Origin of the sequence: Herbaspirillum sp. CAH-3, assembly GCF_009668275.1 — a bacterium.
GTDB classification, from domain to species: Bacteria; Pseudomonadota; Gammaproteobacteria; order Burkholderiales; family Burkholderiaceae_D; genus Herbaspirillum; species Herbaspirillum aquaticum.
In genome coordinates, this window is the sequence record NZ_VSWE01000006.1 from 280,379 (window position 1) to 300,303 (window position 19,925).

19 protein-coding genes are annotated in these 19,925 nt (G+C 62.6%); 10 read left to right on the top strand and 9 right to left on the bottom strand.

Annotated elements, in window-relative coordinates:
• Positions 1 to 40: 40 nt before the first annotated feature.
• The 7 genes from FYB76_RS10075 to thrC form a co-directional block, all read right to left on the bottom strand.
• A complete protein-coding gene (locus FYB76_RS10075; RefSeq protein WP_154133561.1) occupies positions 41 to 1,387 on the bottom strand; it encodes an Nramp family divalent metal transporter in 1,347 nt (448 codons plus the stop codon).
• Between the two features lie 64 nt (positions 1,388 to 1,451).
• Positions 1,452 to 1,904: a molybdopterin synthase catalytic subunit MoaE gene (gene moaE / locus FYB76_RS10080; protein ID WP_088753792.1), complete on the bottom strand. Its 453-nt coding sequence runs from the start codon at positions 1,902 to 1,904 to the stop codon at positions 1,452 to 1,454.
• A 67-nt stretch (positions 1,905 to 1,971) separates the two neighbouring features.
• Positions 1,972 to 3,342, bottom strand: coding sequence for a gluconate:H+ symporter (locus FYB76_RS10085; protein WP_154133562.1), 1,371 nt, complete (start codon positions 3,340 to 3,342; stop codon positions 1,972 to 1,974).
• 132 nt (positions 3,343 to 3,474) lie between these two features.
• Positions 3,475 to 4,128: a class I SAM-dependent methyltransferase gene (locus tag FYB76_RS10090; protein ID WP_370516338.1), complete on the bottom strand. Its 654-nt coding sequence runs from the start codon at positions 4,126 to 4,128 to the stop codon at positions 3,475 to 3,477.
• 1 nt (position 4,129) lies between these two features.
• Complete coding sequence (gene moaD / locus FYB76_RS10095) at positions 4,130 to 4,387, bottom strand: molybdopterin converting factor subunit 1 (RefSeq protein WP_088753789.1); 258 nt, start codon at positions 4,385 to 4,387, stop codon at positions 4,130 to 4,132.
• A gap of 20 nt (positions 4,388 to 4,407) precedes the next feature.
• A complete protein-coding gene (gene glp, locus FYB76_RS10100; RefSeq protein WP_370516339.1) occupies positions 4,408 to 5,637 on the bottom strand; it encodes a gephyrin-like molybdotransferase Glp in 1,230 nt (409 codons plus the stop codon).
• A gap of 224 nt (positions 5,638 to 5,861) precedes the next feature.
• Positions 5,862 to 7,322: a threonine synthase gene (gene thrC, locus FYB76_RS10105; protein ID WP_154133564.1), complete on the bottom strand. Its 1,461-nt coding sequence runs from the start codon at positions 7,320 to 7,322 to the stop codon at positions 5,862 to 5,864.
• A gap of 332 nt (positions 7,323 to 7,654) precedes the next feature.
• Here thrC and FYB76_RS10110 point away from each other — a divergent pair, with 332 nt between their 5' ends.
• Complete coding sequence (locus FYB76_RS10110) at positions 7,655 to 8,092, top strand: surface-adhesin E family protein (protein ID WP_088754024.1); 438 nt, start codon at positions 7,655 to 7,657, stop codon at positions 8,090 to 8,092.
• 91 nt (positions 8,093 to 8,183) lie between these two features.
• Here FYB76_RS10110 and FYB76_RS10115 read toward each other — a convergent pair whose 3' ends face one another.
• Both FYB76_RS10115 and FYB76_RS10120 read right to left on the bottom strand, forming a co-directional pair.
• Entirely contained in the window at positions 8,184 to 9,494 is a 1,311-nt protein-coding gene (locus tag FYB76_RS10115) for a homoserine dehydrogenase (RefSeq protein ID WP_088753785.1), read from the bottom strand.
• A gap of 72 nt (positions 9,495 to 9,566) precedes the next feature.
• Positions 9,567 to 10,796, bottom strand: a complete 1,230-nt coding sequence (locus tag FYB76_RS10120; protein WP_088753784.1) for a pyridoxal phosphate-dependent aminotransferase — start codon at positions 10,794 to 10,796, stop codon at positions 9,567 to 9,569.
• Positions 10,797 to 11,185: 389 nt separating this feature from the next.
• Here FYB76_RS10120 and FYB76_RS10125 point away from each other — a divergent pair, with 389 nt between their 5' ends.
• The 9 genes from FYB76_RS10125 to FYB76_RS10165 all read left to right on the top strand — a co-directional run bounded on the left by FYB76_RS10125 (position 11,186) and on the right by FYB76_RS10165 (position 19,884).
• Positions 11,186 to 11,566 carry an Mth938-like domain-containing protein gene (locus tag FYB76_RS10125; protein ID WP_034340990.1) on the top strand — a complete coding sequence of 127 codons (381 nt, stop codon included), beginning with the start codon at positions 11,186 to 11,188 and terminating at the stop codon, positions 11,564 to 11,566.
• A 56-nt stretch (positions 11,567 to 11,622) separates the two neighbouring features.
• Positions 11,623 to 13,350, top strand: a complete 1,728-nt coding sequence (locus tag FYB76_RS10130; protein ID WP_088753783.1) for a glycosyltransferase family 39 protein — start codon at positions 11,623 to 11,625, stop codon at positions 13,348 to 13,350.
• Positions 13,347 to 13,718, top strand: a complete 372-nt coding sequence (locus tag FYB76_RS10135) for an EamA family transporter (protein ID WP_088753782.1) — start codon at positions 13,347 to 13,349, stop codon at positions 13,716 to 13,718. The genes FYB76_RS10130 and FYB76_RS10135 overlap by 4 nt, the downstream gene beginning before the upstream one ends.
• Positions 13,719 to 13,817: 99 nt before the next feature.
• Positions 13,818 to 14,939, top strand: a complete 1,122-nt coding sequence (locus FYB76_RS10140; RefSeq protein ID WP_154133565.1) for a DegT/DnrJ/EryC1/StrS aminotransferase family protein — start codon at positions 13,818 to 13,820, stop codon at positions 14,937 to 14,939.
• Between the two features lie 205 nt (positions 14,940 to 15,144).
• Positions 15,145 to 16,101 (top strand): glycosyltransferase, encoded by a 957-nt coding sequence (locus FYB76_RS10145; RefSeq protein WP_088753780.1) that lies wholly within the window; start codon positions 15,145 to 15,147, stop codon positions 16,099 to 16,101.
• Positions 16,098 to 17,015: a formyltransferase gene (locus FYB76_RS10150; protein ID WP_154133566.1), complete on the top strand. Its 918-nt coding sequence runs from the start codon at positions 16,098 to 16,100 to the stop codon at positions 17,013 to 17,015. Before FYB76_RS10145 ends, FYB76_RS10150 begins: the two co-directional genes overlap by 4 nt.
• Before the next feature lie 30 nt (positions 17,016 to 17,045).
• The gene (locus tag FYB76_RS10155) at positions 17,046 to 18,101 is read left to right on the top strand and encodes a bifunctional UDP-4-keto-pentose/UDP-xylose synthase (protein ID WP_088753778.1); all 1,056 of its coding nucleotides are present in this window, start codon (positions 17,046 to 17,048) and stop codon (positions 18,099 to 18,101) included.
• A gap of 272 nt (positions 18,102 to 18,373) precedes the next feature.
• A complete protein-coding gene (locus tag FYB76_RS10160) occupies positions 18,374 to 19,315 on the top strand; it encodes a xylanase (RefSeq protein ID WP_154133567.1) in 942 nt (313 codons plus the stop codon).
• A gap of 92 nt (positions 19,316 to 19,407) precedes the next feature.
• On the top strand, positions 19,408 to 19,884 hold the full coding sequence (locus FYB76_RS10165) for a peroxiredoxin (RefSeq protein WP_088753776.1): 477 nt from the start codon (positions 19,408 to 19,410) through the stop codon (positions 19,882 to 19,884).
• Positions 19,885 to 19,925: the final 41 nt, after the last annotated feature.

Consider the following 19,925-nt stretch of genomic DNA (forward strand, 5'->3'; position numbering starts at 1 on the left):
TTGGCTAATAGTGATAGTTTGATGTGGAAATGGCTTTTTGCTACTCCGCAAACACTTGCCACACCAACCACACATTGGCTGCCGAAATGGTCACGAAAAGCAGCCAGGCCAACGCGCTCACCCACCAGCGATTGACCAGGTCGCCCATCAGGTCGCGGCGGCTGGTGAGGCGGATCAGCGGATACATGGCAAAGGGCAGCTGAAGCGACAGCACGACCTGGCTGGCGACCAGCAGCTTGCCTACCGAATGCGGTCCCAGGGTGAGCACGCCGATCAACGCGGGCACCAGGGCCAGCGCGCGGGTGATGACGCGGCGCTGCCAGCAGGGAATCTTCAGCTTGAGGAAACCTTCCATGATGACCTGTCCGGCAATGGTGCCGGTGAAGGTCGAACTCTGTCCGGAAGCGAACAAGCCCACGCCAAACAGAATGGCCGCCATGGCCGACCCGGTGATCGGATCCAGCAGGTGGTAGGCCTGATCCAGCTCGGCCACCTGCGTATTGCCGCTCTTGTGAAAGGCCGAGGCCGCCAGGATCAGGATGGTGGCGTTGATCACCATGGCGATCAGCAGCGACACCGTGGTATCGACCCGCGTGTAGCGCACCGCCTCCAGCAGCGACGCCGGATCGCGCTGCACGCTGCGGGTCTGGACGATGGAGGAATGCAGGTACAGGTTGTGCGGCATCACCGTGGCACCGATGATGCCAATGGCCAGGTACAGCGGCTCGCGGCTGGAGATGGCCTGCAGCGAGGGGACAAAGCCCTGCATCACCTCATGCCAGTCCGCCTTGACGAAGGCCAGCTGCGCCAGCAGGCAGGCAGCGATGGTGATGACCAGGCCCAGGATGATGGCCTCCACCTGGCGGAATCCCCTTCCCTTCAACCCCAGCACGATGAGCGTGTCCAGCGCTGTCAGCAGCACGCCCATCGGCAGCGACACCCCCAACAGCAGGTTGAAGGCCAGCGCGCAGCCCAGCACCTCGGCCAGGTCGCAGGCGATGATGGAAAGTTCGGCCAGCACCCACATGCCCTTGCCCACGGCCGGCGGATAGTGCTCGCGCGAATGCACTGCCAGGTCCTTGCCGGTAGCGATGCCCAGCCGCGCGCACAGGCATTGCAGCACGATGGCGGAGAGGCTGGAAAGCATCACCACGAACAGCAGCTGATAACCGAACTGCGAACCCGCCTGGATGGACGTAGCCCAGTTGCCCGGATCCATGTAGCCGATCGAGACCAGCAGCCCGGGGCCGACGTAAATACGCAGCTTCTGCCAGACCGAAGCGCCGCGCGGCACGTTGACGGTACCGGCGACTTCGGAAGGACAGAACGGTGCCGTGGCTGTCGTGGGCAAACCCGGGATGCGGGGAAAGCGGAAAGTGAATGGCAAGACGAAAATCCCCCTGTGTGCCGTTGATGGCGTCGCCGGGATCAGCGTCCCGGGCGATGCTGCTTTATTGCGCCCACTTGGCCAGCGCCGTGTCGTCGCTCTCGCGGGCGTCGACCCAGCGTGCGCCGTCCGGCGTCTGTTCTTTCTTCCAGAACGGGGCCTGGGTCTTGAGGTAATCCATGATGAATTCGCAGGCGGCAAAGGCTTCACCGCGATGGGGTGACGTCACCGCCACCAGCACGATCTGCTCGCGCGGCTGCATGGGACCGACGCGATGGATCACCAGTGCATCGAAGATGGGCCAACGTGCCTTGGCTTGTTCCACGATCTGCTCCAGGGCACGCTCGGTCATGGCCGGATAGTGTTCCAGCTCCATCGCCGAGACCGCGGCACCTTCATTGAGATCGCGCACGGTGCCCACGAAACTGACGACTGCGCCGACGCGCGGATTGGCCAGGCGCAACTGCGCCACTTCAGTGGAGAGATCGAAATCGGCAGTCTGGACGCGGACGGGCATGGTTCAACAGGAAATGAATGCAGGCTGCGATTCTACCAGCGCCAGCCCGCCCGCGAGTGCAGCAGGATCAGACCAGCAGTCCCCATAGCAGCAGCGTCATGCCCAGCCCGATCACCGAGACGATCGTCTGGATCACCGACCAGGTGGCCAGGGTCTGCTTCAGGTTCAGGCCGAAGTATTCCTTGACCATCCAGAAGCCGGCGTCATTGACGTGGCAGAAGAACACCGAGCCGGCACCAATGGCCAGCGCCATGAGCGAATTGTGGGTGGCAGAGAGGCCAGCCACCAAGGGCGCTACGATACCGGCCGTAGCAGTCGTTGCGACAGTGGCCGAACCGGTGGCCTGGCGCAGCGCCACGGCGATGATCCAGGCCAGCAGGATCAGCGGCATGTGGGTGCCATCGGCGATCTTGGTGATGGTGTCGCTGATACCGGCCGACAGCAGGGTCTGCTTCAGTCCGCCACCCGCGCCGATGGTCAGCAGGAGACCGGCGATGGGCGGCAAGGCGCGGCGCAGCGTGGCGCCGACTTCAAAGCGGCTGCTGCCCTGGCCCCAGCCCAGCACCACCACGGCAAAGAGCACCGTCACGGTCAGCGCAATGATGGGTTCACCGAAGAAATTGAGCATTTCAAACAGCTCGGTCTTGGGCGTGACCCAGATGCGCGCCACGGTGCGGCCCAGCATCAGCACCACCGGCAGCAGGATGGTCACCAGCGCCACCAGGAAGCTGGGCTGCGACTGGCCTTCACGTGCGCTGAAGAGTTTGCCGATCTGGTCCGGTTCGGCCAGGTTCAGGCGCGGCGCGATGAAGTTGCCGTACAGCGGACCGGCAATGATCACCGCCGGAATGGCCACGAGGAAGCCCAGCAGCATGGTCGTGCCCAGGTCGGCATGCAGCGCGGACACGGCGATCAGCGGGCCCGGGTGCGGCGGCAACAGCGCGTGCAAGGTGGTCATGCCGGCCAGCGCGGGAATGGCCACGCGCATGATTGGCAGTTCGGAACGACGCGCCATGACGAAGATGATCGGGGCCATCATCACCAGCCCCACTTCAAAGAACAGCGGCAGGCCGACCACCAGCGCCACCAGCGCCATCATCCAGGGGATGATGCTGCCGCGCGCATAGCGCAGCAGCGTGTTGACGATGCGGTCGGCTGCGCCCGATTCGGCCATGAGCGCGCCCAGCATGGCGCCCAGCGCGATGATGATGCCGGCTTCGCCGAGCAGGCTGCCGGCCCCTTTGCTGAAGGCTTTGGCGATGTCTTCCAGCGGCAGGCCGGCACCGATGCCGGCCACGAAAGTGCCGATGAGGATGGACAGGAATGGAGCGATGGACAAGAAACTGATCAGCACCACGATGGTGACCAGTGCGGCCAGCGTCACCAGCAGCAATTGCGTGTCCTGGGCCGCCCAGGCGGCCAGATGCGTCGAAATCAAGATAGATCCTTCTACAGGTGTGGATGAATGCGCATCGCTTCATTGAACGATGTCTTTTGCACCCCCTCCGCAGACCTGTTTGGCGCAGGCCTGGTCTCCTCCCAAAGAATCCGGTATGCCGAATATCCGTTCTCAGCCCGCTGGCTGCGGGTCTTCCGTCTTCTGCCAGACGCTGGCCAGCCACGGCTGCTGCTCGCGCGGCAGACCGTCAGGGCGGTAATAATGCCGCAATTCAACGAAACCTGCAGGCTGCAGGTAGCGGCGCCAACCTTCCAGGCTATGCCAGACGCCATAACGCGGACCGCTCCAGCCTTCCAGGTCATTGCCGCGCGGATTGGAACTGAAGAGGATGCCGCCCGGTTTCAGGCTGGCGTGCAGTTGCCCCAGCACGCGCGGCAAATGGGCCGCCGGCACATGGAACAGCGAGGCATTGGCGAAAATGCCGTCAAAACGCGCCAGCGGGAGATCCAGCTGCAGGAAGTCCTGGTGCAAGACTTCGCAGCCACTGGCCGCCCGCGCCATCTCGACGAATTCGGCGGTACCGTCCAGGCCCACCGCAACGTGGCCGCGCCGGGTGAATTCGATCAGGTCGCGTCCCGGGCCACAGCCGACATCGAGGATCGTGAACGGCCCCTGCCCCGCCTCTCCCTCCCTGGCGTGCAAGGCATCGAGCAGGGCCGCCATGTTCTGGCTGACGTCATGATCCCAGGTCCCTTCGCGGAAGCTCTCGGCGTTGCTGCTGTAGTGCGCAATGGTGCCGGCTACGGGATCGCGGCGGGAGCTCACCTCAGCCTCCGGTCACGGGCGGGAAGAAGGCCACTTCGCCGCCATCGACGATCTCGGTATCGGCCTCGGTCATTTCATGGTCGTAGGCCATGCGCAGGTTCTTTTCCGGTCCGAGCACCTCGGCCCAGATGCCACCCCGCCCGATGAGGAAGGCACGCACGTCGCCGACGGTCTTGACGGTGGCGGGCAGCTCGATGATTTCTTGCGAGGTCTGCAGGGCTTCGCGCACGCTGGCGAAGAAACGGAGTTCGATTTTCATGGAAAAGGATTCCTTGTGATTCAGTTCAGTAAATGATCGAAGGCCAGGAACTGCACCGTATCGCCGGCCTTGATGGTCTGCCCTGGCGGATTGTCGATCAGGCCGTCGGCCCAGGCGGTCGAGGTCAGCACCGCCGAACCCTGGCTGGGGAAGAGATCCAGCCCGCCTTGGACATTGCGGCGCACGCGCAGGAATTCCTGGCGGCGGTCGGCACGCGGCCAGTCGAAGTCGGCGCGCATGGCCACCGGCCGAGGCAGCACGGCCTCACGCGGCAAGCCTTGCAAGCGCAGGATGAAGGGCCGTACGAAAAGCAGGAAGGTCACGAAAGAAGACACCGGATTGCCCGGCAACCCCAGGAAGAAAGCTTCACTTCCCTGCTCTCCCTCCCCTTGCCCGCGGCGCACCTGGCCGAAGGCCAGCGGCTTGCCAGGCTTCATGGCGATCTGCCACATGTTGATACGGCCTTCAGCTTCGACAGCAGGCTTCACATGGTCTTCTTCCCCCACCGAGACGCCGCCGCTGGTGATGATGAGGTCGTGCTCGCGCGCAGCCTCGCGCAGGGTCTGGCGGGTCGCCTCAAGGCTGTCAGGCACGATGCCGAAGTCGCTCACCTGGCAGCCCAGTTTTTGCAACAGGCCGCGCAGCAGGAAGCGATTGGAGTTGTAGATGCCGCCCGGCTTCAATGGCTGCCCGGGCATGGTCAGTTCATCGCCAGTGAAGAACACCGCCACACGCACCGGCCGCAGCACCTGCAGCTGCGCCTGACCGATGGAGGCGGCCAAGCCCAGTTCCTGCGGGCGCAGGCGGGTGCCGGCCGGGAGGATGGTGCTGCCCTGGCGGATGTCTTCACCGATCATGCGCACCCATTCACCGCTCTCGGGGACATGGCGGATCACCACGTACTCGCCCTCGGTCTCGCAGGCTTCCTGCATGACCACGGCGTCCGCGCCCTGCGGCATCATCGCGCCGGTGAAGATGCGCGCCGCCGTACCCGCTTCCAGCGGCTGGCCCACATGGCCCGCCGGAATGCGCTGCGACACGCGCAGACGGGCCTGGCCCGAGGCGCAATCGGCTGCACGCACGGCGTAGCCATCCATCTGCGAATTGTCCATGCCGGGCACGTCGATGGAGGCCGTCACGGGCGCTGCCAGCACGCGTCCACACGCCTCCAGCGTATCGACGGTCTCGCTCTCCACGACCGGCACGGCGGCCGACAGCAAGGTGTCGAGCGCCTGGCTGACGCTTTGCATGGGCGGGCGAGCCGGCTTGTCGGATGAGGGGGCTGCAGAAGGAGTGGGCGTGGAGGACATGGCAGGCCTGACGGAGAAGATCGAAGTTCGGGACAAGGGTAAAGCGTTGTTTTCGGGTCGATACAGCGACCCGACATTCTAATGCAATCGCCGCACGCACGCGCTCCATGAAAAACGCCGTCCGGGCCAATGGCGCGGACGGCGTAGAGAGGGTAAGGCGCGGCTTACAGGCCGGTGTGTTGGGCCACGTAGTCCTTCACCCGGGCGGCATCGGCCGGCATCACCTCAAAGCGCTGCGGCAGCGCCTCGATGTTCTCGAAGCCCGCCGGACGGTCGGCGTCGCGGCCCAGGGCTTCGCGGATGGTTTCATTGAACTTGGCCGGCAAGGCCGTCTCCAGCACGATCATGGTCACGCCCGGCGTCAGATGCTCGCGCGCTACCTTGATACCATCGGCGGTATGGGTGTCGACGGTGATGCCATAGGCCTTTTCGGCGAAACGAATGGTCTCCAGGCGGTCGCTGTGGGTGGACTTGCCGGAAGCGAAGCCATACTGGAGCACGCTGGCGAATTCATTGCCGTCGCTGCCGGCCTGGCCGCTCAGGTCGAAGCCGCCTGCGGTCTCGACCTTGTGGAACAGGGCCTTGACCCGTGCGCTGTCACGGCCCAGCAGGTCGTAGACGAAGCGCTCGAAGTTGGAGGCCTTGCTGATGTCCATGCTGGGGCTGCTGGTGTGGTAGGTCTCGGCGGACTTGCGTACACGGTAGTGGCCGGTGCGGAAGAATTCATCCAGCACGTCGTTCTCGTTGGTGGCCACCACCAGCTTGTCGATGGGCAGGCCCATCATGCGGGCGATGTGGCCAGCGCAGATATTGCCGAAGTTGCCCGAGGGCACGGTGAAGGACACCTTCTGCTCGTTGCTGGTCGTGGCTGCCAGATAGCCACGGAAGTAGTACACCACCTGCGCCACCACGCGCGCCCAGTTGATCGAGTTGACGGTACCGATCTTCTTGGCGGCCTTGTATTCCAGGTCGTTGGAGATGGCCTTGACGATGTCCTGGCAATCATCGAAGACGCCTTCGACGGCCAGGTTGAAGATGTTCGGGTCCTGCAGGCTGAACATCTGCGCGGTCTGGAAGGCGCTCATCTTCTTGTGCGGCGACAGCATGAAGACACGGATGCCCTTCTTGCCGCGCATGGCGTATTCAGCGGCGCTGCCGGTGTCGCCGGAGGTGGCACCGACGATGTTCAATTCCGCGCCCTTCTTGGCCAGCGCATATTCGAACAGGTTGCCCAGCAATTGCATCGCCATGTCCTTGAAGGCCAGCGTGGGACCATTGGACAGGCTTTGCAGCACCAGCTTCTTGCCGTCTTCTTCCTGCAGGGTACGCAGCGGGGTGATCTGGCTGGCATCTTCACCGGCGCGGGTGTTGCGGTAGACGTCGGCGGTATAGGTCTTGTGCGCCAGCGCCTTCAGGTCGGCTTCGGGAATATCGGTGGCGAATTTCTTGAGCACTTCGAAGGCCAGGTCGGCATACGACAGCGTGCGCCACTGGTCCAGCTCGGCACTGCTGACCTGCGGATAGGTGGCCGGCAGGTACAGGCCACCATCAGGAGCCAGGCCGCCCAGCAGGATGTCGGAAAAGGAAGGAGTTGCAGCGTGACCGCGGGTGGAAACGTATTGCATGTCGATTAGGATGCGCCGGCAGGCGGCGGGAGCGTGGAATGGGAGGAAAGTCCACGATTATACGGCCAGCAGGCCTTGCACAAAAGCGCGGCATGGAAGAAAGCTGCACCTGCACGCAGGGCCATGTGGCGCGATCCCGGGCTGGGACGCGCAATTGTTGCACTGGATCATCATGACAGCAGCCCAAGCTGAAATAAAACGTTACCGCCCTTGAAAGCCGCGCATGGCCGGGCTATGCTGCGCCACTTCGTGCAGCCCGCCGGGATGACGGGAATGTTTGCACGCTGGCCACATCAAAGATGGACTTCAAACTCAAAAGGATGGAAAACGGCATGAACCACAAGATCAAGACCCTGCTGGCTACGACCGGCCTGTTCGGCGCCCTGCTGGCGAGCCTGCCGGCACACGCCGAAAACTGGCAATCGCTGGGCGGTTCGGACGCCGCCGAACTGTTGGTGGACACCGACTCCATCGTCGAGGCCAACGGCATTCGCGAGGCCTGGTCGATGTGGAACTTCAAGGAAGCGCGCCCCAACAGCGGCGACAAGGATTTCCCGGCGCTGAAGTCCTACAAGGATTTGCACCAGTACAACTGCAAGGCCGGCACCATGAAGCTGGTGCGCGAGATCATCTTTGCCGACAACGATGGCAAGGGCGACAAGCGTGACCATAGTGATGCCCTGAAGGGTATGCAGTTCATCCAGCCCAAGTCGATGTCGGTGGGCGACGCCATGCTGCAGGCGGTCTGCAATTTCGAACTGAAGAAATGATCATGGGGGGCGTTACCCCCTCCTCCCCGATCTAAAGAAAAACGGAGCCCGCGGGCTCCGTTCTTCGTTGATGCGATGACAGCAGGTCGGATCAGCTCAGCTCTTCCAGGCGGATCTTGGTGACCTGGCCGACCACCGTGGCCAGGGATTCGATCTTGGCAATGGCGGCCTCGATGTTCTTTTCCTGGGTCTGGTGGGTCAGCATGATGATGTCGGTCTGCTGTTCGCCTTCGGCCGGCTCCTTCTGCAACATGGCGTCGATGGAGATGGTCGAGTCGGCCAGGATGCGCGTCACATCGGCCAGCACGCCGGCCTGGTCGGCCACGCGGATGCGCAGGTAGTAGCTGGTGACCACTTCGCTCATCGGCAGCACCGGGGTATCGGCCATGGCGTTGAGCTGGAACGCCAGCGAAGGCACGTGGTGTTCCGGATCGGCGGTGGCCAGGCGGGTGATGTCGACCAGGTCGGCGATCACGGCCGAGGCGGTCGGTTCGGAACCGGCGCCCTTGCCGTAGTAGAGCGCCTCGCCCACGGCGTCGCCCCGCACCACCACGGCGTTCATCGCACCCTCGACGTTGGCGATCAGGCGCGAGGCCGGGATCAGCGTCGGGTGCACGCGCAGTTCGATGCCCTTGGCCGTCTGGCGGGTGATGCCCAGGAGCTTGATGCGATAGCCCAGCTTCTCGGCATAGGTGATGTCGCTGGCCTGCAGCTTGGTGATGCCTTCCACGTGGGCCTTGTCAAACTGCACCGGGATGCCGAAGGCGATCGAGGCCATGATGGTCAGCTTGTGGGCCGCATCGACGCCTTCGATGTCGAAGGTCGGATCGGCTTCTGCATAGCCCAGGCGTTGCGCTTCCTTCAGCACCACGTCGAAGTCCAGGCCCTTGTCGCGCATCTCGGAGAGGATGAAGTTGGTGGTGCCGTTGATGATGCCGGCCACCCACTGGATGCGGTTGGCGGTCAGGCCCTCGCGCAAGGCCTTGATGATGGGGATGCCACCGGCCACGGCCGCCTCGAAGGCCACCATGACGCCCTTTTCCTGTGCTGCCTTGAAGATTTCATTGCCGTGCTTGGCGATCAGGGCCTTGTTGGCCGTGACCACATGCTTGCCGTTGGCGATGGCCTTGAGCACCAGGTCGCGGGCGATGTCATCGCCGCCGATCAGCTCCACGACGATATCGATCTCGGGATCGTTCACCACCAGGTTGCCGTCATTGACGACCTTGACTTGTCCTTGGGTCAGTTCGGTCGCGCGGGCAGTGTTGCGAGCGGCGACCATGGTAATTTCAATGCCCCGGCCTGCACGGCGCGCAATCTCTTGCTGGTTGCGCTGGAGAACATTGAAAGTACCGGAACCCACGGTGCCGATGCCGAGCAAACCTACTTTGATGGATTTCATATTGTCTTCGTGGTTGGTGAAAAATGACCGCCACGCCGCAGGCAGCGGGCGTGACGGGTACTGCAAAACGGATCAGGCCGTGCCGTGGCGGCGGCGATAGCCTTCCAGGAAGTGCGCGATGCGCCCCATGGATTCGGTCAGGTCATCGGTGTTGGGCAGGAACACCACGCGGAAGTGGTCCGGCGTGGGGCAATTGAAGCCGGTGCCCTGCACGATCAATACCTTTTCCTCGGCCAGCAGTTCGTAGGCGAATTCCTGGTCATCCTTGATCGGATAGACCTCGGGATCCAGGCGCGGGAACATGTAGAGCGCCGACTTGGGCTTCACGCAGGTCACACCGGGAATATCGGTGAGCAGCTTGTGCGCCAGGTCGCGCTGCTTGGTCAGGCGGCCATTGGGCGCGACCAGGTCATTGATGCTCTGGTAGCCACCCAGCGCGGTCTGGATGGCGAACTGGCCGGGCGCATTGGCGCACAGGCGCATCGAGGCCAGCATGTTGAGGCCTTCGATGTAGTCGCGCGCATGCTTCTTCTCGCCCGAGACCACCATCCAGCCGGCGCGGTAGCCGCAGGAACGATAGTTCTTGGACAAGCCGTTGAAGGTGATGAACAGCACATCATCGGCCAGCGAGGCCAGCGAGGTGTGGGTGTTGCCGTCGTAGAGCACCTTGTCGTAGATCTCGTCGGCCAGGATGATCAGCTGGTGCTGGCGCGCCAGTTCGATGATTTCCTTCAACACCTCCACCGAATACAGCGCACCGGTCGGGTTGTTGGGGTTGATGACGACGATGGCCTTGGTATTGGGGGTGATCTTCTTCTTGATGTCGGCGATGTCGGGCTGCCAGCCTTGCTGCTCGTCGCAGACGTAATGCACCGGGGTGCCGCCGGACAGGCTCACGGCGGCCGTCCACAGCGGGTAGTCGGGCGAGGGCACCAGCACTTCGTCGCCGGTGTTGAGCAGCGCATTGACGCTCATGACGATCAGTTCGGAGGCGCCATTGCCCAGGTAGATGTCATCGATGGTCACGCCTTCGATCTTCTTTTGCTGGGTGTAGTGCATGACCGACTTGCGCGGCGCGAACAGGCCCTTGGAATCGGTGTAGCCGGAGGCATTGCCCATGTTGCGGATCATGTCCTGCACGATCTCGTCGGGCGCATCGAAGCCGAAGGCGGCCAGGTTGCCGATGTTGAGCTTGATGATCTTGTGGCCCTCTTCCTCCATCTGGCGCGCCTTTTCCAGCACGGGACCCCGAATGTCGTAACACACATCTGCCAACTTCTTGGATTTCTGAATCGGTCGCACAGCTCTTCCTCTAATCGTTTCGCCACAGGCGGCATTGGCCCTGCCCGTCCTGTCCTGCTTCATCGGCCGCGGGACGCCGGACCGGAACCTTTATGCTGCGGCTCCCTCCATTACCACGCTTGCCGTCATTTTCCTGCACGGTGTTGCCTGCTGCGGTGCAATGTAAAGCACCTGCAAAGCGGCCTGCGGCGCTGCCTCTTGGGCTTGCCGGGAACCGGCCATTTTGCCCAAAGCTAAGCATTTTATCAATCAAATAGGCGTGCGCCGGGGTCGGAAACGGCTACAATGGCGCACTTTACGACCGCGTTGCTGCGATGCATGTCGGCTTGACATCATGGCCCGGCCGTTCGCCCCGCGGGGCCGCCTGCAACCCATCCTGCCCATCTGCGATGAAGCTCCATTCGACCGAAACCAAGCAATACCAGACCGTCACCGCCTATGATGAGGACGGCGTCGAACTCAATGCCATCCGTTTCACCAACAGCCTGCTGGTGCTGCCCGAGACCGAGCCGGTACCCTGGCCGGTGGAGAGCTTCGAAGCACTCACTCCCGAGCATTTCGCCCAGATCGATGCCACCGCGCCCGACGTGGTCATCCTGGGCACCGGCGAGCGCCAGCGCTTCGTCCATCCCAAGCTGACCACGGTGCTGACCGCGCGCCGCATCGGCGTGGAGTGCATGGACAACCAGGCCGCCTGCCGCACCTACAACATCCTCATGGCCGAAGGGCGCAAGGTCGCCCTGGCGCTGATCATCGCGCCCCAGGCCTGACGCCGGCACCTGCCGCGACAAGAAACCCAAGAACACGCAACAAGGAACCGCTGTCAATGCGCGAACTGTACAAATCCAAAGCGTTCGTCTGGACGCTGCTCATTCTCTTCCTGCTGGTCTGGTTCTGGATGCTGGGCGCCCGTGTGCTGGTACCCACCGACGAAGGCCGCTATGCCGAGATGGCGCGCGAGATGGTGGCCACGCAGGACTGGATCACCACCCGCCTCAATGGCATCAAATATTTCGAGAAGCCGCCCCTGCAAACCTGGATGAATGCCATCACCTTCGAGCTGTTTGGCCTGGGTGAATGGCAGGCGCGCCTGTGGACGGGCCTGTGCGGCCTGCTGGGCATCGGCCTGGCCGCTTATACCGGCACCCGCGTCTTCAATGGCCGCGTTGGCTTCTATGCCGCGCTGGTGCTGGCCTCCAGCTTCTTCTGGGCGGGCATGGGCCACATCAACACGCTGGACATGGGGCTGTCGGGCATGATGACCATCGCCCTGTGCTCGCTGTTGATGGCACAGCGTGACGGCGCCTCGCGCGAGGGCCAGCGCAACTGGATGCTCTTGTGCTGGGCCGGCATGGCGCTGGCGGTGCTGTCCAAGGGCCTGATCGGCATCGTCCTGCCAGGCGCGGTACTGGTACTCTATACCGTCTTCGCACGCGACTGGGCGATCTGGAAGCGGCTGCACCTGGTCAAGGGCTTGATCCTCTTCTTCGCGATCTGTACCCCCTGGTTCGTGGCGGTGTCGCTGCGCAATCCGGAATTCCCGCAGTTCTTCTTCATCCACGAGCACTTCCAGCGCTTCACGACCAAGATTCATAGCCGTACCGGGCCGTGGTACTACTTCATCCCCATCCTGGTGCTGGGCATCATTCCCTGGCTGGGCGTATTCTTCCAGAGCCTGTGGAAAGGCACCCGCGAACAGCGCGACACGGCCGGCTACAACAGCCTCAACGGTGGCCGCTTCCAGCCCAAGCGGATGCTGCTGGTGTGGGCGGTGTTCATCTTCGTTTTCTTCAGCATCTCGGACTCCAAGCTGCCGTCCTACATCCTGCCGATCTTCCCGGCGCTGGCCCTGTTGATCGCCTGCTACCTGGAAGAAGCGGACTACAAGGCACTGGCCTGGGCCGGCTCGCTGGTGGCGCTGCCTTCGGCCGTGGCACTGGCCTTCATTCCGCGCGTGCCCTCGTTGGCCAAGGACGCCTTCTCGCTGCCCTTGGTCGAAGCGCATGTGCCCTACCTGTATGCCGCGACCCTGATCTTCTTCGTCGGCGGCATCGCCGCCATCCGCCTGGCGCGCCAGCACAAGGACTGGGCGGTGACCTCGCTGGCCGCAACCGCCTTCGTGGCGGGACAGTTGCTGATGCTGGGCCATGACCCGCAAGGCCGTTACTCGGCGGGCGTGGACTATGTGCCGGCGCTGCAGGCCGAGCTCAAGCCGGAAACCCCGATCTACCTGGTCGGCCGCTACGAGCAAGCCCTGCCCTTCTACCTGCGCCGCACCATGACCCTGGTGCAGCACGCCGATGAGATGGAATTCGGCCTCAAGCAAGAACCGCAGCTGTGGCTGCCGACCATCGACGCTTTCGTGGCGCAATGGGTGGCCGACAATGCAGCAGGCAAGAAGGACATCGCCATCATCGCGCCGAACATCTATCAGCAGCTGCTGGAACGCAAGCTGCCGATGCGCCTGATCGGCCAGGACCCGCGCCGCGTCATCGTGGCCAATGATCCCGCGCCCGCCGCTGCCGCTGGCGGCGAGAAGAAAGCGGCGAAATGAACCTGACGACCTTTGGCTTCATCTTCGCCGGCATCTGCCTCAACGCCGTTGCACAACTGCTGCTCAAGGCCGGCACCAATGCCGTCGGCGCGATCCACCTGACGGCCGACAACTGGTTTTCCACCGGGATCAAGCTGGCTACCCAGCTGCCCATCATTGGCGGACTCTCCTGCTACGTGATCTCGGTGGGCGTGTGGATCATCGGCCTGTCGCGCGTGGATGTGACCATCGCCTACCCCTTGCTGTCGCTGGGCTACATCATCAACGCCATCGGCGCGTGGTATTTCCTGGGCGAGGCGATCTCGCTGCAGCGCCTGCTGGCCATCGGCGTGATCATCGTCGGCGTTGTCTTGCTGACCAGAAGCTGATTTACAATAGCGAGTTGCCGTGCGCCCGCCGCGCCGGCGCTTGCCGCGCATCTTCGCTGGCGCCCCCCTCCCCTGAACCTAGCCTGACCGGATTCCACCATGAGCCTGCCCTTCCTGCCGTTTGCCAAACCCACCATCGATGAAGCCACCATCACCGCTGTCGGCGAGGTGCTGCGTTCGGGCTGGATCACCAGCGGCCCCAAGGTGCAGGCGTTCGAAAAGGCCTTGTCGGACTACCTGGGCGGGCGCATCGTGCGCACCTTCAATTCCGGCACCTGCACCATGGAGATCGCGCTGCGCATCGCCGGCATCGGCGCGGGCGATGAAGTCATCACCACCCCGATCTCCTGGGTCGCCACCGCCAACGTCATCCTGGAAACCGGCGCCACGCCGGTATTCGCCGACATCGACCCGGTGACCCGCAACATCGACCTGGACCGCCTGGAAGCGGCCATCACCCCGCGCACCAAAGCCATCATCCCGGTCTACCTGGCCGGCCTGCCGCTGGACATGGACCGCCTCTACGCCATCGCCGCCAAGCACAAGCTGCGCGTGGTGGAAGATGCCGCCCAGGCCCTGGGATCGACCTGGAACGGCAAGCGCATCGGCGCGTTTGGCGATTTCGTCTCCTTCAGCCTGCAAGCCAACAAGAACATCACCAGCTCCGAAGGCGGGTTCCTGGTGCTCAACAATGCCGAGGAAGCCCGCCTGGCCGAGAAATACCGCCTGCAAGGCGTCACCCGCAGCGGCTTCGACGGCCTGGAGGTAGACGTGCTGGGCGGCAAGTTCAACATGACCGACGTGGCTGCTGCCATCGGCCTGGGCCAGTTTGCCCATATCGATGCCGTCACCGCCCATCGCAAGGAACTGGCGCGCCACTATTTCTCCTGTTTCGGCAGCGATTTCGAAGCCAGCTTCGGCGCCCAGCTGCCGGTGGCAGATTTCGAAAATTCCAACTGGCACATGTTCCAGCTGGTCCTGCCCGAGCGCATCACCCGCGCCGCCTTCATGGAAAAAATGATGGAAAAGCAGGTCGGTATCGGCTACCACTACCCGGCCATTCATTTGCTGAAGCTCTATCGTGAACGCGGCTTCAAGGAAGGCATGTTCCCGGTGGCCGAACGCGTCGGCCAGCGCATCGTCTCGCTGCCCATGTTCAATGCCATGAGTAAAGATGACGTTGAGCGCTCGGTTGAAACGGTAAAATCGGTGCTTGGTTGATTTTTGCGGATCATGCAAGGAAATTGACGAAAAAATTCGGCATAATTCGATTTATTTGCAATTTCGCAAGTTCACAGCAGCACATTTTCCTGGCCTGAACGCCGCGACGAAGCTGATCGCGGCGCATCGGGCCTTTGATTTATGGCAGCCGATGCAAATCCATGCGTGTCGGCGCCGCGTAATTCCAGCATTTTTTTGATATTTGATGAAACCAGAACTGTCCGTCGTCATCCCGGTTTACAACGAGGAATCCGGGCTCTCCAAATTGTTCGAGCGCCTCTACCCGGCGCTGGACGCCTTGGGCTACAGCTATGAAGTCATCTTCGTCAACGATGGCAGCCGCGACCGTTCGGCCGGCATCCTGGCCGAGCAATACCGCCTGCGTCCCGATGTGACGCGAGTGGTGCTGTTCAACGGCAATTACGGCCAGCACATGGCGATCATGGCCGGCTTCGAAGCGACCCGTGGCGACGTCGTCGTGACCCTGGACGCCGACCTGCAGAACCCGCCGGAAGAAATCGGCAACCTGGTGGCCAAGATGCGCGAGGGCTACGACTATGTCGGCTCGATTCGCCGCAAGCGCCAGGATTCGGCATGGCGGACCTATGCCTCCAAGGCCATGAACCGCCTGCGCGAAAAGATCACCCGCATCAAGATGACCGACCAGGGCAACATGTTGCGGGCCTATGGCCGCAATGTCATCGACCTGGTCAACCGCTGCAGCGAGGTCAATACCTTCGTGCCGGCGCTGGCCTACACCTTCTCGCGCAATCCGACCGAGATCGTGGTGGAACATGAAGAACGCTCGGCCGGGGAATCGAAGTATTCCTTCTACAGCCTGATCCGCCTGAACTTCGACCTGGTGACCGGCTTCTCGCTGGTGCCGCTGCAATTCTTCTCGCTCCTGGGCATCGGACTGTCGTTCGCGTCGGCGGCGCTGTTCATCCTCATCGTGGTGCGCCGCCTGCTGATCGGCGCCGAAGTGGGCGGCGTCTTTACCCTCTTTGCGATCACCTTCTTCCTCATGGGCGTGATCCTGTTCTCCATTGGCCTGCTGGGCGAATACATCGGCCGCATCTACATGCAGGTGCGGGCACGCCCGCGCTACGTGGTGCAGGCCATCCTTGAGAAATCCTCTTCAGAAGACAAGCAAGCCTTATGAACGCCGTCGTCTTTGCCTACCATGATGTAGGCGTACGCTGCCTGAAAGTCCTGCTGGCCCGTGGCGTGCAGGTGTCGCTGGTGGTGACCCATGAGGACAGCGCCACCGAGAACATCTGGTTTGGCTCCGTGGCCGGCCTGTGCCGCGAACACGGCATCGCCTGCATCACCCCCGCCGACCCGCGGTCGCCGCAATTGCTGGCGCAGCTGCAGGCCTTGCAGCCGGACTTCATCTTCAGCTTCTACTATCGTCATATGCTGCCGGTGGAAGTGCTGGCCTGCGCCCGCCGCGGCGCCTACAACATGCACGGTTCGCTGCTGCCCAAGTACCGCGGCCGCGTGCCCATCAACTGGGCGGTACTGCATGGCGAAACCGAAACCGGCGCCACCCTGCATGAGATGACCGTCAAGCCGGATGCCGGCGCCATCGTGGCGCAGACGCCGGTGCCCATCCTTCCAGACGACACCGCCCATGAAGTCTTCGGCAAGGTGGTGGTGGCGGCCGAAATGACGCTCTGGAACGTGCTGCCGGCGATGCTGGCGGGCCAGACACCGAACCTGCCCAACGACCTGTCGCAAGGCAGTTATTTCAGTGGCCGCAAGCCTGAAGATGGGCGCATCGACTGGCGCCGCACCGCCGGCGAGGTGCATAACCTGGTGCGCGCGGTGGCTCCGCCCTATCCCGGCGCCTTCGAGGAAATCGCGGGTGATAAAATTACGGTCACGAGAACCCGGCTGGTTCCGCCAGCGGCCCACCCTGCCCTGCAGCGGGCCCATGGTACGCAAGACAAGTTCTTCGAAGGCGGCAAGTTGTACGCCCGTTGTGGCGATGGCAACTTCCTGCAGATCCTGGGGATCCAGATCAATGATCAGGATGCTTCCCTCAACAATTATCTGAAATACATGGCCTCCTGAAATCCGGGCCATTCACTAGCTCTCAACATTATGAAAAAAGTCCTCATTCTCGGCGTCAACGGCTTCATCGGCCACCACCTGTCCAAGCGCATCCTGGAAACCACGGACTGGCACGTCTACGGCATGGACATGATGACCGACCGCATCACCGACATTCTGGAAAACGAGGCTTACAAGTCGCGCATGCACTTCTTCGAGGGCGATATCACCATCAACCAGGAGTGGGTGGAGTATCACGTCAAGAAGTGTGACGTGATCCTGCCGCTGGTGGCCATTGCCACCCCGTCGACCTACGTGAACGCCCCGCTGCGCGTGTTCGAGCTGGACTTCGAAGCCAACCTGCCGATCGTGCGTTCGGCTGCCAAGTACAAGAAGCATCTGGTCTTCCCCTCGACCTCGGAAGTCTATGGCATGTGCCATGACGAGGAATTCGATCCGGAAGAATCCGAACTGATCTGCGGCCCGATCAACAAGCCGCGCTGGATCTACTCCTGTGCCAAGCAGCTGATGGACCGCGTCATCTGGGGCTACGGCATGGAAGCCGGCCTGAACTTCACCCTGTTCCGTCCGTTCAACTGGATCGGTGCCGGCCTGGACTCGATCCACACCCCGAAGGAAGGTTCCTCGCGCGTGGTGACCCAGTTCTTCGGCCACATCGTCCGTGGCGAGAACATCTCCCTGGTCGACGGCGGCCAGCAGAAGCGTGCCTTCACCTACATCGATGACGGCATCGACGCCCTGATGAAGATCATCGCCAACGAAGGCGGCGTGGCCACCGGCAAGATCTACAACATCGGCAACCCGGTGAACAATTATTCCATCAAGGACCTGGCCGACATGATGCTCAAGCTGGCTGCCGAGTACCCGGAATACGCCGACTCCGCCAAGCAGGTGCAGCTGGTGGAAACCACCTCCGCCGCCTACTACGGCAAGGGTTACCAGGACGTGCAGAACCGCGTGCCGAAGATCACCAACACCTGCGAAGAACTGAACTGGGCGCCCAAGACCACCATGGCCGACACCCTGCGCAACATCTTCGACGCCTACCGCAGCCAGGTGGCCGAGGCCCGTGCACTGATGGACTGACCGGTCGCTGATCGCTGCTCTCCTGCAAACCGCGCCTCGGCGCGGTTTTGCTTTTTCCGGCTGCCTTGCGCCTGGATTGAGGCGAAACAGGCCGTCGCCATGACACTGGATTGCCCCGCATGCTGCGCTGCTGCATATTGTTCTATCCGGCGCAGGATGCTAGTCTCGCAACTTGTCATCGGCGGCCGCAGTCCAATGCCCGGCGCACGCCCCCGACAGCAAGCAAGAACACGGCGGACCACCGCCCATCACCCTCTTTCCGGTCCAGCGAATTGCCCAAACTCACACTCAAGATCGACGCCGACACCTACCGCGGCACCCGCGTGGGCGTCCCCAACCTGATCAACCAGTTGCGCCGCCACCGCGCCGGCGCCACCTTCCTGTTTTCGCTCGGCCCCGACCACACCGGCTGGGCCTTGAAGCAGATCTTCCGTCCGGGCTTCTTCAGCAAGGTCTCGCGTACCTCCGTGGTGGAACACTACGGCCTCAAAACCCTGATGTACGGCACCCTGCTGCCAGCACCGGACATCGGCAAGACTTGCGCCGAATTCATGCGCGCAGCCAGGGACGCCGGTTTCGAATGCGGCATCCATACCTGGGACCACCGTGTCTGGCAGGATGACGTCCGCACTGCCGAGGCCCAATGGACGGTAGAGACCATGCACAAGTCGCATGCCCGCTACCGCGAGATCTTCGGCGAAGCGCCGCGCACGCACGGGGCCGCAGGCTGGCAGATGAACGATCACGCGTTCGTCCAGCTGGACCAGTTCGGCATGGCCTATAGCTCGGACGGCCGCTCGCAGCTACGCGAAGACGGCCGCCTGGCCGATGCCGATGCCGGTCCGCATCGCCTGGCGGCGTTCGGCAAGCCGCTGTCCTGCGTGCAGCTGCCGACCACCCTGCCCACGCTGGATGAAATCCTGGGCCGCGAGATCGGCGGCAAGATGATCGATGCCGGCAATGCCGCTGAATTCTTGCTTCAGCTGACCAAGCAACCGCGTGACCATGTGTTCACCCTGCACGCGGAACTTGAAGGACAGAAACTCGGCCCCATTTTCGAACAATTGCTCAGCGGCTGGCGCACCCAAGGCTATGAACTGGTCTCCATGGGCGACTACTACCAGAGCATCAAGAATGACGTCCTGCCCATCCTGCCGATCGCCTGGGGCGAATTGCCGGGCCGGTCGGGCGAGATGATCGTGCAGGCCATGTAGGCTGCACCAGGGCTTGACCATGGCTTTACCAGGGCCGCAGACGCCGGCCCGCCAACCATCCACCAACAAGACTTCACCTACGGGGCGCCACTTTGACAGACCGACCATCCCTCCTGAACAAGACCGTGCCGGACTTTTCGGCCGCCATGACCAGTGGCAAGACCTTCAACCTGGCCGACTATCGCGGCAAGAACCTGGTCCTGTACTTCTACCCCAAGGACAACACGCCCGGCTGTACCACCGAGGGCATGCAGTTCCGCGACCTGCATCCGCAGTTCCAGGCCGCCAATACCGAAATCTTCGGTATCAGCCGCGACAGCCTGAAGTCCCATGAAAACTTCAAGGGCAAGCTGGGCATGCCGTTCGAGTTGATCTCCGACCCCGATGAAACCCTGTGCACCATGTTCGATGTCATGAAGATGAAAAACATGTATGGCAAGCAAGTACGCGGCGTGGAGCGCAGCACGTTTGTGATTGACGGCGCAGGCAAAGTGGTGAAAGAATGGCGTGGAGTGAAGGTTCCTGCACACGTGGATGAGGTGCTGGCCTTCATCAATACCCTGGCCTGAATGACGTTCGATCACTGAGACAGGCTGTCAGGTTGCTGCAG